The sequence below is a fragment of the Paraburkholderia sp. UCT70 genome (assembly GCF_050434085.1).
GTDB lineage: Bacteria > Pseudomonadota > Gammaproteobacteria > Burkholderiales > Burkholderiaceae > Paraburkholderia > Paraburkholderia tuberum.
In genome coordinates this window covers 835,147-849,153 of the sequence record NZ_JBNPVZ010000004.1, presented here as the reverse complement: position 1 = coordinate 849,153, position 14,007 = coordinate 835,147, and the positions used below count along the sequence as shown (strand labels likewise).

The 14,007-nt window shown below is 63.5% G+C and carries 16 protein-coding genes; 9 read left to right on the top strand and 7 right to left on the bottom strand.

Going from position 1 to position 14,007, the window contains the following annotated elements; all coding sequences use genetic code 11:
- Positions 1 to 4 precede the first annotated feature (4 nt).
- The 9 genes from OKW41_RS29530 to OKW41_RS29490 all read left to right on the top strand — a co-directional run bounded on the left by OKW41_RS29530 (position 5) and on the right by OKW41_RS29490 (position 9,007).
- The gene (locus tag OKW41_RS29530) at positions 5 to 1,048 is read left to right on the top strand and encodes a glycosyltransferase (protein ID WP_429574822.1); all 1,044 of its coding nucleotides are present in this window, start codon (positions 5 to 7) and stop codon (positions 1,046 to 1,048) included.
- Complete coding sequence (locus tag OKW41_RS29525) at positions 1,045 to 1,974, top strand: formyltransferase (RefSeq protein ID WP_429574821.1); 930 nt, start codon at positions 1,045 to 1,047, stop codon at positions 1,972 to 1,974. The genes OKW41_RS29530 and OKW41_RS29525 overlap by 4 nt, the downstream gene beginning before the upstream one ends.
- The gene (locus OKW41_RS29520; RefSeq protein WP_429449592.1) at positions 1,971 to 3,017 is read left to right on the top strand and encodes a bifunctional UDP-4-keto-pentose/UDP-xylose synthase; all 1,047 of its coding nucleotides are present in this window, start codon (positions 1,971 to 1,973) and stop codon (positions 3,015 to 3,017) included. The genes OKW41_RS29525 and OKW41_RS29520 overlap by 4 nt, the downstream gene beginning before the upstream one ends.
- Positions 3,018 to 3,027: 10 nt before the next feature.
- Positions 3,028 to 3,921, top strand: coding sequence for a polysaccharide deacetylase family protein (locus OKW41_RS29515; protein WP_429574820.1), 894 nt, complete (start codon positions 3,028 to 3,030; stop codon positions 3,919 to 3,921).
- 197 nt (positions 3,922 to 4,118) lie between these two features.
- Positions 4,119 to 4,580, top strand: coding sequence for a peroxiredoxin (locus tag OKW41_RS29510; RefSeq protein ID WP_429449588.1), 462 nt, complete (start codon positions 4,119 to 4,121; stop codon positions 4,578 to 4,580).
- Between the two features lie 117 nt (positions 4,581 to 4,697).
- Positions 4,698 to 4,832 carry a hypothetical protein gene (locus OKW41_RS29505; RefSeq protein ID WP_260321379.1) on the top strand — a complete coding sequence of 45 codons (135 nt, stop codon included), beginning with the start codon at positions 4,698 to 4,700 and terminating at the stop codon, positions 4,830 to 4,832.
- 103 nt (positions 4,833 to 4,935) lie between these two features.
- The gene (locus OKW41_RS29500) at positions 4,936 to 6,783 is read left to right on the top strand and encodes a PhoH family protein (RefSeq protein ID WP_429449586.1); all 1,848 of its coding nucleotides are present in this window, start codon (positions 4,936 to 4,938) and stop codon (positions 6,781 to 6,783) included.
- A 214-nt stretch (positions 6,784 to 6,997) separates the two neighbouring features.
- On the top strand, positions 6,998 to 8,149 hold the full coding sequence (locus OKW41_RS29495; RefSeq protein WP_429449584.1) for an NlpC/P60 family protein: 1,152 nt from the start codon (positions 6,998 to 7,000) through the stop codon (positions 8,147 to 8,149).
- A 51-nt stretch (positions 8,150 to 8,200) separates the two neighbouring features.
- Positions 8,201 to 9,007, top strand: a complete 807-nt coding sequence (locus OKW41_RS29490; protein WP_429449582.1) for an SDR family oxidoreductase — start codon at positions 8,201 to 8,203, stop codon at positions 9,005 to 9,007.
- 141 nt (positions 9,008 to 9,148) lie between these two features.
- Here the strand turns inward: OKW41_RS29490 and OKW41_RS29485 are convergent, their stop codons facing one another.
- From OKW41_RS29485 to rpsF, 7 genes are all read right to left on the bottom strand, one after another.
- The gene (locus OKW41_RS29485) at positions 9,149 to 10,159 is read right to left on the bottom strand and encodes an inorganic phosphate transporter (RefSeq protein ID WP_429574819.1); all 1,011 of its coding nucleotides are present in this window, start codon (positions 10,157 to 10,159) and stop codon (positions 9,149 to 9,151) included.
- Complete coding sequence (locus OKW41_RS29480) at positions 10,159 to 10,785, bottom strand: DUF47 domain-containing protein (protein WP_018418171.1); 627 nt, start codon at positions 10,783 to 10,785, stop codon at positions 10,159 to 10,161. Before OKW41_RS29480 ends, OKW41_RS29485 begins: the two co-directional genes overlap by 1 nt.
- A gap of 115 nt (positions 10,786 to 10,900) precedes the next feature.
- On the bottom strand, positions 10,901 to 12,289 hold the full coding sequence (locus OKW41_RS29475; RefSeq protein ID WP_184029116.1) for a replicative DNA helicase: 1,389 nt from the start codon (positions 12,287 to 12,289) through the stop codon (positions 10,901 to 10,903).
- A 169-nt stretch (positions 12,290 to 12,458) separates the two neighbouring features.
- A complete protein-coding gene (rplI, locus tag OKW41_RS29470) occupies positions 12,459 to 12,911 on the bottom strand; it encodes a 50S ribosomal protein L9 (RefSeq protein ID WP_187618805.1) in 453 nt (150 codons plus the stop codon).
- A 27-nt stretch (positions 12,912 to 12,938) separates the two neighbouring features.
- The gene (gene rpsR, locus OKW41_RS29465) at positions 12,939 to 13,214 is read right to left on the bottom strand and encodes a 30S ribosomal protein S18 (RefSeq protein ID WP_006048825.1); all 276 of its coding nucleotides are present in this window, start codon (positions 13,212 to 13,214) and stop codon (positions 12,939 to 12,941) included.
- A 2-nt stretch (positions 13,215 to 13,216) separates the two neighbouring features.
- Positions 13,217 to 13,516, bottom strand: coding sequence for a primosomal replication protein N (gene priB, locus OKW41_RS29460; protein WP_008922420.1), 300 nt, complete (start codon positions 13,514 to 13,516; stop codon positions 13,217 to 13,219).
- Positions 13,517 to 13,585: 69 nt separating this feature from the next.
- Positions 13,586 to 13,960: a 30S ribosomal protein S6 gene (rpsF, locus tag OKW41_RS29455; protein WP_090804556.1), complete on the bottom strand. Its 375-nt coding sequence runs from the start codon at positions 13,958 to 13,960 to the stop codon at positions 13,586 to 13,588.
- Positions 13,961 to 14,007: the final 47 nt, after the last annotated feature.

The window sequence follows — 14,007 nt, the reverse complement described above, 5'->3', positions numbered from 1 at the left end:
GGACATGACTTATTCGGAACATCGCGCCGTCGCACCGGAAGTGTCGATCATCATTCCGGTGTACAACGAGGAAGCCGGACTGGCCGCGCTGTTCGCGCGCCTCTATCCGGCGCTCGACGCGCTCGGCACCGGTTATGAAGTGATCTTCATCAACGACGGCAGCCGCGACAAATCCGCGGCGCTGCTCGCCGGGCAGTTCCGCGCGCGCCCCGACACCACGCGCGTGATCCTGCTGAACGGCAACTACGGCCAGCACATGGCGATTCTCGCGGGCTTCGAGCAGTCGCGCGGCGACATCGTGATCACGCTCGACGCCGACCTGCAGAATCCGCCCGAGGAAATCGCCAAGCTCGTCGCGAAGATGCGCGAAGGTTTCGACTACGTCGGCACGATCCGTCGGCAGCGCCAGGACAGCCTGTGGCGCCGCAAGGCGTCGCGCGCGATGAATCATCTGCGCGAGCGCATCACGCGCATCAAGATGACCGACCAGGGCTGCATGCTGCGCGCCTACAGCCGCCATATCGTCGATACGATCAACCGCTGCGGCGAAATCAACACGTTCATTCCGGCGCTCGCGTACACGTTCGCGCAGAATCCGGTGGAAATCGAGGTCGCGCACGAGGAACGCTTCGCCGGTGAGTCAAAGTACTCGCTGTACTCGCTGATCCGTCTGAATTTCGACCTCGTCACCGGCTTCTCGGTGGTGCCGCTGCAATGGCTGTCGTTCATCGGCGTGATCCTGTCGCTAGGGTCCGCGGCGCTGTTCGTCCTGCTGCTGATTCGCCGTTTCATCGTCGGCGCGGAAGTGCAAGGTGTGTTCACGCTGTTTGCAATCACCTTCTTCCTGCTCGGCGTGATCATCTTCGCGCTCGGCCTGCTCGGTGAATACATCGGCCGGATCTATCAGCAGGTGCGTGCGCGGCCGCGTTATCTGGTGCAGACCATTCTCGAGGAACGCGACGGCGGGGCCGTCGCCGAAGCGCCGCGTCAGACCGTCGTGCAAGGCGTGCAGCCGGTGCCGGTCGCCGACCAGGGACACCATCCATGAAGCCGCGCGCCGTCGTATTCGCGTATCACAACGTCGGCGTGCGCTGCCTGCAGGTGCTGCTCGCGCGCGGCGTCGAGGTCGCGCTCGTCGTGACCCACGAAGACAACCCGAGCGAGAACATCTGGTTCGGCAGCGTCGCATCGGTGGCAGCCGGGCACGGCATTGCCGTCGTCACGCCGGCCGATCCGAAGAGCCCCGAACTGCGCGCCGCGGTGAGCGCCGCGCGGCCGGACTTCATCTTCTCGTTCTACTACCGCCACATGTTGCCGCTCGACCTGCTCGCGATCGCCGCACGGGGCGCTTACAACATGCACGGCTCGCTGTTGCCGAAGTATCGTGGCCGCGTGCCGACCAACTGGGCGGTGCTCAACGGCGAAAGCGAAACCGGCGCAACACTGCACGAAATGGCCGCGAAGCCCGACGCCGGCGCGATCATTGCGCAAACACCGGTGCCGATCCTGCCCGACGACACCGCCGCGCAGGTCTTCGACAAGGTCGCGGTCGCCGCCGAGCAAACGCTGTGGCGCGTGCTGCCGGCGCTGCTCGCGGGCGAGGCGCCGCATCTGCCGAACGATCTCGCGCATGGCAGCTACTACGGCGGGCGCAAACCGGAAGACGGCCGCATCGACTGGAATCAGTCCGCGCAACAGGTCTACAACCTGATCCGCGCGGTCGCGCCGCCGTATCCGGGCGCTTTCACCGAGCTGAACGGGCGCCGTTTCATCGTCGCGCGCGCGCGTCTGGCCGCGCCCGGCGCGCTCCGCTCGGATTTGCCCCCGGGCCTGCACGTAAGCGATAATGCCGTTTTCGCGATCTGCGGCGACGGCCGCGCGATCAACATCCACGAATTGCGGCACCAGCACGACGGCGGCGAGTCTGCCGTCAGTCCGGCGGAGTTCGCCCAGCTCATCCAATCTCATTCATGAAAAAAGTCCTGATTCTGGGTGTGAATGGCTTCATCGGCCATCACCTGTCCAAACGCATTCTCGAAACCACCGACTGGGAAGTGTTCGGGATGGACATGCAGACCGAACGTCTCGGCGACCTCGTCAATCATGAGCGGATGCACTTCTTCGAAGGCGACATCACGATCAACAAGGAATGGGTCGAATATCACGTCAAGAAGTGCGATGTGATTCTGCCGCTCGTCGCGATCGCCACGCCCGCAACGTATGTGAAGCAGCCGCTGCGCGTGTTCGAACTCGACTTTGAGGCGAACCTGCCGATCGTGCGTTCAGCCGTCAAGTACGGCAAGCATCTGGTGTTTCCGTCGACCTCCGAGGTCTACGGCATGTGCACGGACGAGCAGTTCGATCCGGAAGAATCGCAGCTGTCGTACGGCCCGATCAACAAGCCGCGCTGGATCTACGCGTGCTCGAAGCAACTGATGGACCGCGTGATCTGGGGCTACGGCATGGAAGGCCTGAACTTCACGCTGTTCCGTCCGTTCAACTGGATCGGCCCGGGCCTCGACTCGATCTACACGCCGAAGGAAGGTAGCTCGCGCGTGGTCACGCAGTTCCTCGGCCACATCGTGCGCGGCGAGAACATCAGCCTCGTCGATGGCGGCGCGCAGAAGCGCGCGTTCACGGACATCGACGACGGCATCAGCGCGCTGATGAAGATCATCGCGAACAAGAACGGCGTCGCCACCGGCAAGATCTACAACATCGGCAACCCGATCAACAACTTCTCGGTGCGTGAGCTCGCGCACAAGATGCTGGCACTCGCGGCCGAATTCCCCGAATACGCGGACTCGGCCAAGAAGGTGCAACTGGTCGAAACGTCGTCGGGCGCGTACTACGGCAACGGCTATCAGGACGTGCAGAACCGCGTGCCGAAGATCGACAATACGAAGCAGGAACTCAGCTGGGCACCCACGTCGACTTTCGACGAAGCGCTGCGCAAGATTTTCGAAGCGTATCGCGGCCACGTCGCGGAAGCCCGCGCACTCGTCGAACAGCAATAAGGGCGCGTCCTTGGCTCGCATCGTCCTGAAGATCGACGTCGACACGCTGCGCGGCACCCGCGAAGGCGTGCCGAATCTCGCGCGCATCTTCGACCGCTTCAAGGCGCGCGCCACCTTCCTGTTCAGCCTCGGGCCCGACCACACCGGTTGGGCGATGCGCCGCGTGCTGCGGCCGGGCTTTCTGAAGAAGGTGTCGCGCACGTCGGTGGTCGAGCATTACGGCGTCAGGCAGTTGATGTACGGCGTGCTGCTGCCCGGTCCGGACATCGGCGCGAAGGCCGCGGCCGAGATGCGCGCGATCCACGAAGCCGGTTTCGAGTGCGGCATCCATACGTGGGATCACGTGTACTGGCAGGACAACGTGCGCACCAAAGATCGCGCGTGGACCGTCGCGCAGATGCAGCGGAGCCACGCGCGATTCATCGAGATATTCGGCGCGCCTCCCGTCACGCACGGCGCCGCGGGCTGGCAGATGAACGGCCACGCGTTCGAGCAGATCGACGCGTGGGGCATGCGCTACGCTTCCGACGGCCGCGGCCACTCGCCATATCTGCCGGTGGTCGACGGCAGGACGCTGAAGCACGTGCAGATGCCGACCACGCTCCCGACGCTCGACGAAGTGCTCGGTGTCGACGGTGTCGATACGCACAACGTCGCCGGGTGGATGCTGAAACAAACTGAAAAAAATCCGCACGACCAGGTGTTCACGCTGCACGCGGAACTCGAAGGACAGAAACTCGCGCCGGTTTTCGAACAGTTGCTCGAAGGCTGGCGCGCGCAGGGCCACACGTTCGCGACGATGGGCGATTACTACGCCACGCTAGACCGCGACACGCTGCCATCGTACCCTGTCGCGTGGGGCGAGATTCCGGGACGCTCCGGCGAACTGATCGTCCAGCCCTGAAGGCCCGCGACGCGGGAGGCGTTAGAAGGCGCGCCGCTGGTTGCCCGCCCGTCGCCCGCCTGTTACCCGCTTCCTTGCCGGGTCTGACGATCGGACAACCGCGCGCCGACCGTATTCCCGAACAACAACAACCTCGACGACAGACCGGCCGACGCCGCGGCACCTAGCGACGCCAGCCCCAACAACCGGAGAACCTCGTGTCCATCGCAGTCGACCAACCCATCCCCGACTTCACCGCCGCCGCGACGGGCGGCGAAATCGCGCTGTCAAAGCTGCGGGGCAAGAAGGTGGTGCTGTATTTCTATCCGAAGGACAACACGCCGGGCTGCACAACCGAAGGGTTGCAGTTCCGCGATCTGTATCCGAAGTTCAAGAAAGCCGGCGCGGAAGTGATCGGCGTGTCGCGCGACAGTCTGCGTTCGCATGACAACTTCAAGGCTAAGCTCGAACTACCCTTCCCGCTGGTTTCCGACCCGGAAGAAACGCTGTGCGCCCTCTTCGCCGTCATCAAAATGAAGAAAATGTATGGCAAAGAGGTACGGGGAATCGAGCGCTCCACGTTCCTCATCGACGCCGATGGCGTGCTGCGCCAGGAGTGGCGCGGCGTTAAAGTGCCGGGCCATGTCGACGACATTCTGGAGGCTGTACAAGCGCTTTGATGCGCGTTATATTGGCCCGCAATGAGTGCCTGTCCACCCCACATTTTTCTCCGCTGCGCCAGCCCTGACGGCCGCCTGACCGGATCCACCGGTGCCGTTCGGAGCGTGAGGCGCAACGTGAGCATCATCGTCGAGCCGCTTGCCCCGAATGCCGGGGCGGCGGCTTTTTTAATTGCGCGCGACCGTTCGTTCATTGGTTCACGCGCTTCCGTCAAGGAGCCTATCGAAAACCAGGCGAACCGGCATCTCTAGACCGAATGCGCGCCTCCTCGCGCAAACTCGATGTCCCATGAGGGCATCGTCAGAATGCGACGGGCGGCGCACGATATGTGACCCGATTATTTCGAGGGAAACCATGCCTTTGCCTACTCCCCCCAGCAAGCTCGGCAATCTTTTGTCGCCTGACGAATACAAGGCCAAAGCCGTCACGCCCGCGCGCTCCACCGCGAAAAAACAGGCGCGTGAAGGGGAATCCGCAGAGTCGGCCGATTACGGCCGCGCCAATGTCGCCACACCGATGGCGCAGGCCGCCAACGCCGCCACTACGTTATGGCCCGTGCCCGCCGTCGAGTCGCCGCCCGCCGCGCAACCCGCGCCCGCGCGCGGCCGCAAGACCAGGCAGACCGCCGCGCTGTTGCAGCCGGTTCCGTCCGCGCGAGCGCAGCTCGAAGCCGACGCGGCCGAAGCGCAGCCGGTCGTCGCACGCACGCCAGCCGCGAAGCAGCGCACGGACGAAACAGCCGCCGCGCCCGCCGCAGCGAGCCCTGCGGCCACGCGCAAGAAACGTGGCACGGGCACCATGCCAGCCGAGGTGCAGAAGCTTTTCGTGCTCGACACCAACGTGCTGATGCACGATCCGAGCTGCCTGTTCCGCTTCGAGGAGCACGACGTCTATCTGCCGATGATGACGTTGGAAGAGCTCGACGACCACAAGAAGGGAATGTCGGAAGTCGCGCGTAACGCGCGTCAGGTGAGCCGCACGCTCGACGCGCTCGTCGCGAACGCGGGCGACATGGCCGACGGCATTTCGCTCGCGCGTCTGGGCAGCCGCGAGGCGTCCGGGCGGCTGTACTTCCAGACCCGGCTGACCGCGATCGAGCCGGTCGAAGGTCTGCCCGAAGGCAAGGCCGACAACCAGATCCTCGGCGTCGTGCGCGCGCTGCAGCGCGATCGCGCGGATCGCCAGGTCGTGCTGGTGTCGAAAGACATCAACATGCGCATCAAGGCGCATGCGCTCGGTCTGCCCGCCGAAGACTACTTCAACGACCAGGTGCTCGAGGACAGCGACCTGCTGTACACGGGCATCCGCACGCTGCCGCAAGACTTCTGGACCAGGCACGCGAAGGGCATGGAAAGCTGGCAGGACACAAAAACCGGCACCACGTACTACCGCGTGACGGGTCCGCTGTGCGCATCGATGCTGGTCAACGAGTTCGTTTATCTGGAGCCGCAGAACGGCGAGCCCGCGTTTCATGCGCTGGTGCGCGAACTGAACGGCAAGACCGCGCTACTGCAAACGCTGCGTGACTATGGCCACCACAAGAACAACGTGTGGGGCATCACGGCGCGCAATCGCGAGCAGAACTTCGCGCTGAACCTGCTGATGAATCCGGACATCGACTTCGTCACGCTGCTTGGCCAGGCCGGCACCGGCAAGACGCTGGTCGCACTCGCGGCGGGTCTCGCGCAGGTGCTCGACGACAAGCGCTACAACGAGATCATCGTGACGCGCGCGACGGTGCCGGTCGGCGAAGACATCGGCTTTCTGCCGGGCACCGAAGAGGAAAAGATGCAGCCGTGGATGGGTGCGTTCGACGACAACCTCGAAGTGCTGCAGAAAACCGACGACGCCGCCGGCGAATGGGGCCGCGCCGCGACCCAGGAGCTGATCCGCTCGCGCCTGAAGATCAAGAGCATGAACTTCATGCGCGGCCGCACGTTCGTCGACAAGTATCTGATCATCGACGAGGCGCAGAACCTGACGCCGAAGCAGATGAAAACGCTCGTCACGCGCGCGGGTCCGGGCACGAAGATCATCTGCCTTGGCAACATCGCGCAGATCGATACGCCTTACCTGACCGAGGGCAGTTCGGGCCTGACCTATGTGGTCGATCGCTTCAAGGGCTGGGCGCACAGCGGACACGTAACGCTCGCGCGCGGCGAGCGCTCGCGCCTCGCTGACTACGCGTCGGAGATTCTCTAGAGGTTCGCCGGTTTTTTTTCCGGCTTTTGATCGCAGGCCGCGTCCGGTTCGTTCCGGACGCGGCTGTTTTTATTGCGCCGGCGTTCCCCGCAGGCAACACTTAGCGCACAAACTTCAAGTAATTTATCAACAATTCTTGCCGCAGCCTTGTTGGGCGGCTACCATCCCGACATCGTCAGTGAGTAAATGGGCGCTTACCGCCCGTGCCGTCTTCATGCGCCGACTCGCCTTATCGCTGCTGCCCGTCCTGCTGCTCGCCGCCTGTGCCGGCGCGCCGCAGAAGACGTCGCGCGAGTTAGGCGGCAGCGTCGTCGCGAACGGCGCCTATCGCGCGCCGCCGCCCGGCTTTCCCCACTTCGTCGATCACAGCATCGGCCGCGAGGAAATCTCCATTCAGGCGATGAGTCTCGTCGGCGTGCCCTACCGGTGGGGCGGCAATACGCCCGACAGCGGCTTCGATTGCAGCGGTCTCGTGCGGTACGTCGTGCTGCGCGCGGCGTCGGTGAACCTGCCGCGCACGACGGCCGAGATGAGCGGGCGCGGCGAGTCGGTCGAACCGGACGAAATCGCGCCAGGCGATCTGATCTTTTTCAACACGACGGGGCGCGCGCATTCGCACGTCGGCATCTACGTGGGCAAGCTGCGCTTCGTCAACGCGCCATCGACGGGCGGCACCGTGCGGCTCGACTATCTGACCAATCCCTACTGGGCGAAGCGCTTCGACGGCATCCGCCGGATGGCGGGACCGGCGGCAACGCCGGCGCCGTTCGATACGCCGAGCTATCAGGCTGCGGCGCCGCGAACCGAGCGAGGTGCTGCGGTCGCGGCGACGGGCACGGCAACAACCGTGGCAGTTCCGGCTGCGTCGACCTACGCGGGCCCGACGGCGCTGTCCAGCGCGCCGTCGATGGCAACGGCCCGGCCGGTCGCGAGCGCGACGCCGGCGACCCGTGCAGGCGGCGGCACGCCCGTCGTGCAAGCCGATCAATTCGAGCCGCCGCCGTCGGGCCTCGGCGCCGCGCAGCTGCAGGCACGCTCAGCGGGCGCCGTGGCAGCGACGATGGTCCCCGCGGCTCAGACGAGTACGTATGAAAGCGGCGCTGCTTCGCCCGCTCAACCGATGCAGTCCGCGACGACCGCCCGCACCGTTGCCCAACCTTCACCCGACCCGATCGACGCCGCCGCCGATGCATTCGAACCGCCGCCACCCGCCCCCATCGCGGAACGCCAGGCCCGGCAGATGCAGCAGACCGAAGCCACTGGATCCGTGCAGCTCATGCGTGCGTCGACGGCTTCCCACGGCTTGCCCGCACCCACGCAAAGCAGCGACGACCCGATTGCCCGTTTCGCGAACGGCAACTTCTGACGCCGTGATCTGCTATCGTCATCGATATTCTTTCGACGGCGGGTAACGACCATGGAACTCGGGCTCAGAAATAAGGTGGTGCTCATCACCGGCGGCAGCAAAGGCATCGGTTTCGCGTGCGCGCGCGCCTTCGCACAGGAAGGCGCGAAGGTCGCGATCGTGTCGCGCGACCCCGCCAACCTTGCGCGCGCCTACGAACAGCTGAAACAGGAAGGATTCCACGTGCACCGCACGCGCGCCGACCTGCACGAATCGCACAGCGCCGCCGATATCGTCGAGGAAGTCAGCACCGCAGTGGGCCCGATCGACGTGCTGATCAACAGTGCCGGCGCCGCGCGCCGGTACGACCCCGAGACGCTCGATGCCGACGCATTCCGCGCGACGATGGAAGCGAAGTATTTCCCGTATATCTACCCGCAGCAGGAAGTGCTGCGCCGTATGGCCGAGCGCGCGAAAGCCAACGGCGGTGCCGAGCCGGGCACGATCGTCAATATCATCGGCATGGGCGGCAAGGTCGCGAGCGACATCCATATCGCAGGCGGCGCGGCCAACGCGGCGCTGATGCTCGCGACCGTCGGCCTCGCGCACTACTACGCGCGCTATGGCATCCGCATCAACGCGATCAATCCGGGCTCGACGCTGACCGAGCGCGTCGAGGAAGCGGTCCGGCTGGAAGCGGCGCAGCAAGGCATCGGCAATGACGAAGCGCTGGCGCGCGGGCAGGCCCGGATGCCGCTCGGGCGCTATGCAAAGCCGGAGGAAATCGCCGACGTGGCGCTGTTCCTCGCGAGCCGCCGCGCGAGCTATGTGACGGGCGCGATCATTCCGATGGATGGTGCGAACGCGCCGCTGATCTGAACGCGCCGTGCAACGCGCTTTTTAGTCGAACTGCGTAGGGACACCGGTGCGATGCCATGGGCGGCATGTAGCCGAAGCCCGCGCGTGCTGTTCAGCCGAACTCAGCCGAATCCGGCAGCGCAGGCCTGCATCGCATGGTGATTACAGGAAGTGGTGGCCCAGCCACCAGGCCCCGCCGGACAGCACCGCGGAAGCCGGGATCGTCAGAATCCAGGCCCAGACGATGTTGCCGGCGACACCCCAGCGCACCGCGCTCAGCTTCTGCGTCGCGCCGACTCCGACGATCGCGCCGGTGATCGTATGCGTGGTAGAGACGGGAATGCCGAGCGCCGAGGCGGTAAAGAGCGTGATCGCTCCGCCCGCCTCCGCGCAGAAGCCGCCGACCGGCTTCAACTTCGTGATTTTCTGGCCCATCGTGCGCACGATGCGCCAGCCACCGAACAGCGTACCGAGACCCATCGACAGATAGCAGCCGCCGATCACCCACAGCGGCGGCGCGTCCGCCTTCATCGATGCGAAGCCGCTGGCGATCAGTAGCATCCAGATGATACCGATGGTTTTCTGCGCGTCGTTGCCACCGTGACCCAGGCTGTACAGGCCAGCGGAGAGCAATTGCAGACGCCTGAAGCGCCGGTCGACCTTGCTAGGCGGCGTGCGGAAGTACAGCCACGACACCAGCAGCATGAAAAACGAGCCGAGCACGAAGCCGAGCAGCGGTGAAATGAAGATGAACGCGACGGTCTTCATCAGGCCATCCCAGTTCAGCGATCCCCAGCCAGACTTCGCGAGCGCCGCACCCATGAGGCCGCCGATCAGCGCGTGCGACGAGCTGGACGGAATGCCGTAGACCCAGGTGATCACGTTCCACGCGATCGCGCCGACCAACGCGCCGAAGATCACGTAGTGGTCGACGATGTCCGGGTCGATCGTGCCCTTGCCGACGGTCGTGGCCACCTTCAGGTGAAACACGAAATACGCGATGACGTTGAACGCCGCCGCGAACGCCACCGCCTGCTGTGGCTTCAGCACGCCGGTCGACACGACCGTGGCGATCGAATTCGCCGCGTCGTGAAAACCGTTCATGAAGTCGAACACCAAAGCAATGGCAACCAGGCCGGTGACGACCCAGATAGCGAGTTGTATCGATTGCATTATGCGTTTTCCAGCACGATGCCTTCGATGATGTTGGCCACATCCTCACACTTGTCCGTGATCGTTTCGAGCAGCTCGTAGATCGCCTTGAGCTTGATCAGGACCTTGACGTCGTCTTCCTCGCGGAACAGCTTCGACATCGCCGCGCGCAGCACGCGGTCGGCTTCCGATTCGAGCCGGTCGATGTCCTCGCAGGCCTTCAGGATCTGACTCGCCTGCTTCATGTCCGACAGCAGGCTGACCGCGAACTGCACGCGCTCGCAGGTCGCCGTGCAGATATGCGCGAGCTGGCTCGCCTCCGACGTGACCGCTTGCACGTCGTACAGCGAGATCGCGGTGGCGACGTCCTCCATCAGGTCGAGGATGTCGTCCATCGTCGTGATCAGCTTGTGGATCTCGTCACGGTCGAGCGGCGTGATGAAGGTCTTGTGCAGCAGGTCGATGGCTTCGTGCGTGAGCTTGTCGGCCGCTTTCTCGGCCTTTTGTACGTTCTGCTTGTGGGTTTCGGCGTCCTGCAGATTGTCGATCAGGAGTTCGAGTTCGCGGCTTGCCGAGATGATGCACGTTGCGTGCGAATTGAAGATTTCAAAGAACTTGCCCTCGGTGGGCATGAATCGACCGAACATTGGGATCCTGGAAATGGGTCACGTTATGGCTGACATAAAACCGCCAGATTGTACCGTTCCGCCATCATTGCCGCACTCGCGACAGCGCCGTTACAACAGCCCACGGCGCCTTGCGTCACTCGCCGCCGTAGAAGTTCTGCGCGCCCGCAAAGTTGTCGAACTTCGTGTATTGGCCGTGGAAAGTGAGCCGAACGGGACCGATCGGACCGTTCCGCTGCTTGCCGATGATGATCTCCGCGGTGCCCTTGTCGGGGCTGTCCGGGTTGTACACTTCGTCGCGGTAGATGAACAGGATCACGTCGGCGTCCTGTTCGATAGCTCCCGATTCGCGCAGGTCCGACATGATTGGCCGCTTGTTGGGCCGCTGCTCGAGACCGCGGTTCAGCTGCGACAACGCGATCACCGGCACGTCGAGCTCCTTCGCGAGGCTCTTCAGCGAACGCGAGATTTCCGAGATTTCGGTCGCGCGGTTTTCGCCCGACGACGAGCCGCTCATCAGCTGCAGATAGTCGATGATGATCAGTCCGAGCTTGCCGCACTGGCGCGATAGCCGGCGCGCGCGCGAGCGCAGTTCCATCGGGTTCAGACCGCCGGTTTCGTCGATGAAGATCTGCGCCTCGCTCATTTTCTGCACCGCGTGCGTGAGCTTCGGCCAATCCTCGTCGGTCAGGCGCCCGGTTCGCATGCGATGCTGGTCGAGCCGGCCGACCGAGCCCAGCATACGCATCGTGAGCTGCGTGCCCGGCATTTCCATCGAGAACACCGCGACGGGTAGTCCGTACTCGACCGCGACGTATTCGCCGATGTTCATCGAAAACGCCGTCTTACCCATCGACGGACGGCCCGCGACGATGATCAGCTCGCCGCCGTGCATGCCCGAGGTCATACGATCCAGATCGACGAAGCCGGTCGGCGTGCCGGTCACGTCGCTCGGATTGGCCGTGTGATAGAGCGTGTCGATCCGCTCGACCACCTGAGTCAGCAGCGGCCCGATCTCGAGAAAGCCCTGGGTGCCGCGCGCGCCGTCTTCGGCGATCGAGAACACCTTCGATTCCGCTTCGTCCAGCAATTGCCGGACTTCCTTGCCTTGCGGGTTGAACGCGTCGGCGGAGATTTCATCGGCGACCGACACGAGCCGGCGCAGCACCGCGCGGTCGCGCACGATTTCCGCATAGCGGCGGATGTTGGCCGCGCTCGGCGTGTTCTGCGCGAGCGCGTTCAGGTAAGCGAGGCCGCCGACCTCTTCCGCCTTGCCCGAAGTGCCGAGCGCTTCGTAGACGGTGACCACGTCGGCCGGCCGCGTGGCCGCAATCAGCTTGCCGATGTGCTCGAAGATGATGCGGTGGTCGTAGCGGTAGAAGTCGCTTTGCGCGAGGAAGTCGGCGATGCGGTCCCAGGCCGCGTTATCGAGCAGCAGGCCGCCCAGCACCGATTGCTCGGCTTCGATCGAATGCGGCGGGACTTTCAGCGACTCGAGTTGGGGATCTTTGGACGGTGCGTTCATGGGGAGGAATTATCGGGCAATCCGGCGACGGCTGCGAGCGGAAAAAACGCAAATACGGGGATATACGAGAGATAGTCGGGCACAAAAAAAGCAGGGGCCGGTTTCCCGGCCCCTGCTCTTCACCAGCAATACGCTGGCTGATCCTGCCTGATGCTTAGATGCGGTCGGCTTAGACGTGCTCGCCGATCACGGCGACCGTCACATCGACGAGAACGTCGGTGTGCAGCGAAACCTGAACCGGGTGCTCGCCAACCATCTTCAGCGGGCCTTCCGGCAGGCGCACTTGCGCCTTTTCCACTGCGAAGCCTTGCTTGCCGAGCGCTTCGGCGATGTCAGCGTTGGTCACCGAGCCGAACAGACGGCCGTCGACGCCAGCCTTCTGATTGACCTGAACGGTCTGACCTGCCAGCTTTTCGCCTTGAGCCTGAGCGGCTGCCAGCTTTTCAGCGGCGTGCTTTTCGAGTTCTGCGCGGCGCACTTCGAATTCAGCGAGGGCTTCCTTCGTTGCACGGCGAGCTTTCTTGTTCGGGATCAGGAAGTTACGTGCGTAACCGTCCTTGACCTTCACGATGTCGCCGAGGTTACCCAGATTGACGACTTTTTCCAGAAGAATGATTTGCATTCGGATGCTCCTTATCGCGTCGTCGGGTTAGGCCTTGTGCTGGTCGGTGTACGGCACCAGCGCGAGGAAACGTGCGCGCTTGATAGCCGTGTCCAGCTGGCGTTGATAATGCGACTTGGTACCCGTGAGACGTGCCGGCGTGATCTTGCCGTTCTCGCCGATGAAGTCCTTCAGCGTTTCGATGTCTTTGTAGTCGATGTACTCGACGCCAGCTGCCGTGAAACGGCAGAACTTCTTGCGCTTGAAGAGCGGGTTCTGTTGCTGACGACGCTTGTCGAATTTCTTACCAGTCGGGCGGGGCATGATTAGTCCTTTCCAATGTCCTGCAATGCTGTGATGTGAAATACCAGAGTTCGCGCGTTACGGTGCTTTTTAGCCAGAAAACCTGTGAAGAGCGTTTCGACGCCCATCTGACAGTTTTCGAGCTTACCGCTCGCTTCGCCCGCGGCGACCGCCTGCATGGTCAATTCGACCTGACGGGCAATGCCCGCCTCGACGACTTCCGTGCGGTGGTGCAACGTGCAGCTTGCAATCGGAACGCCGGCGGGGGTGTACCGCACCGGTTCGCGTTCGACGACGCTCGCCGTAAGTTGCAGCCGGTTCATGTACCTGTTTATGTCTTCGTGTACGTGAGCGGAGCGACGCTGCGTGTCTGGCAGCTTAAATAATGAGTCTTAAGCCTGCGCTTCGGTCGGCTGAGCTGCTGCCGACTTCTTGGCTTCTTCGCGCTGCACTTCCTTCATCATCGGCGACGGGCCGGTTTCGGCCTTCTTCATCTTGACGATGAGGTGACGCAGAACGGCGTCGTTGAACTTGAACGCGTGTTCCAGCTCGTCGAGCGTGGTCTGGTCGCACTCGATGTTCATGCAGACGTAGTGAGCCTTCGCGAGTTTCTCGATCATGTAGGCCAGTTGGCGACGGCCCCAGTCTTCGACGCGGTGGATCTGACCACCGTGCGACGTGATCGTGCCCTTGTAACGCTCGATCATGGCGGGCACCTGCTCGCTTTGATCGGGATGCACGATAAAGACGATTTCGTAATGACGCATTACACACTCCTTGTGCTGACTTTTGGATAGAAGCCGCCCGGGCGTCG

Bases quoted from the DNA above. Each gene is read 5' to 3' on its own strand.
- OKW41_RS29530 (WP_429574822.1), top strand. From the start codon at position 5: ATGACTTATTCGGAACATCGCGCCGTCGCACCGGAAGTGTCGATCATC.
- OKW41_RS29525 (WP_429574821.1), top strand. From the start codon at position 1,045: ATGAAGCCGCGCGCCGTCGTATTCGCGTATCACAACGTCGGCGTGCGC.
- OKW41_RS29520 (WP_429449592.1), top strand. From the start codon at position 1,971: ATGAAAAAAGTCCTGATTCTGGGTGTGAATGGCTTCATCGGCCATCAC.
- OKW41_RS29500 (WP_429449586.1), top strand. From the start codon at position 4,936: ATGCCTTTGCCTACTCCCCCCAGCAAGCTCGGCAATCTTTTGTCGCCT.
- OKW41_RS29495 (WP_429449584.1), top strand. From the start codon at position 6,998: ATGCGCCGACTCGCCTTATCGCTGCTGCCCGTCCTGCTGCTCGCCGCC.
- OKW41_RS29490 (WP_429449582.1), top strand. From the start codon at position 8,201: ATGGAACTCGGGCTCAGAAATAAGGTGGTGCTCATCACCGGCGGCAGC.
- OKW41_RS29485 (WP_429574819.1), bottom strand. From the start codon at position 10,159: ATGCAATCGATACAACTCGCTATCTGGGTCGTCACCGGCCTGGTTGCC.
- OKW41_RS29480 (WP_018418171.1), bottom strand. From the start codon at position 10,785: ATGTTCGGTCGATTCATGCCCACCGAGGGCAAGTTCTTTGAAATCTTC.
- OKW41_RS29475 (WP_184029116.1), bottom strand. From the start codon at position 12,289: ATGAACGCACCGTCCAAAGATCCCCAACTCGAGTCGCTGAAAGTCCCG.
- rplI (WP_187618805.1), bottom strand. From the start codon at position 12,911: ATGCAAATCATTCTTCTGGAAAAAGTCGTCAATCTGGGTAACCTCGGC.
- rpsR (WP_006048825.1), bottom strand. From the start codon at position 13,214: ATGCCCCGCCCGACTGGTAAGAAATTCGACAAGCGTCGTCAGCAACAG.
- priB (WP_008922420.1), bottom strand. From the start codon at position 13,516: ATGAACCGGCTGCAACTTACGGCGAGCGTCGTCGAACGCGAACCGGTG.
- rpsF (WP_090804556.1), bottom strand. From the start codon at position 13,960: ATGCGTCATTACGAAATCGTCTTTATCGTGCATCCCGATCAAAGCGAG.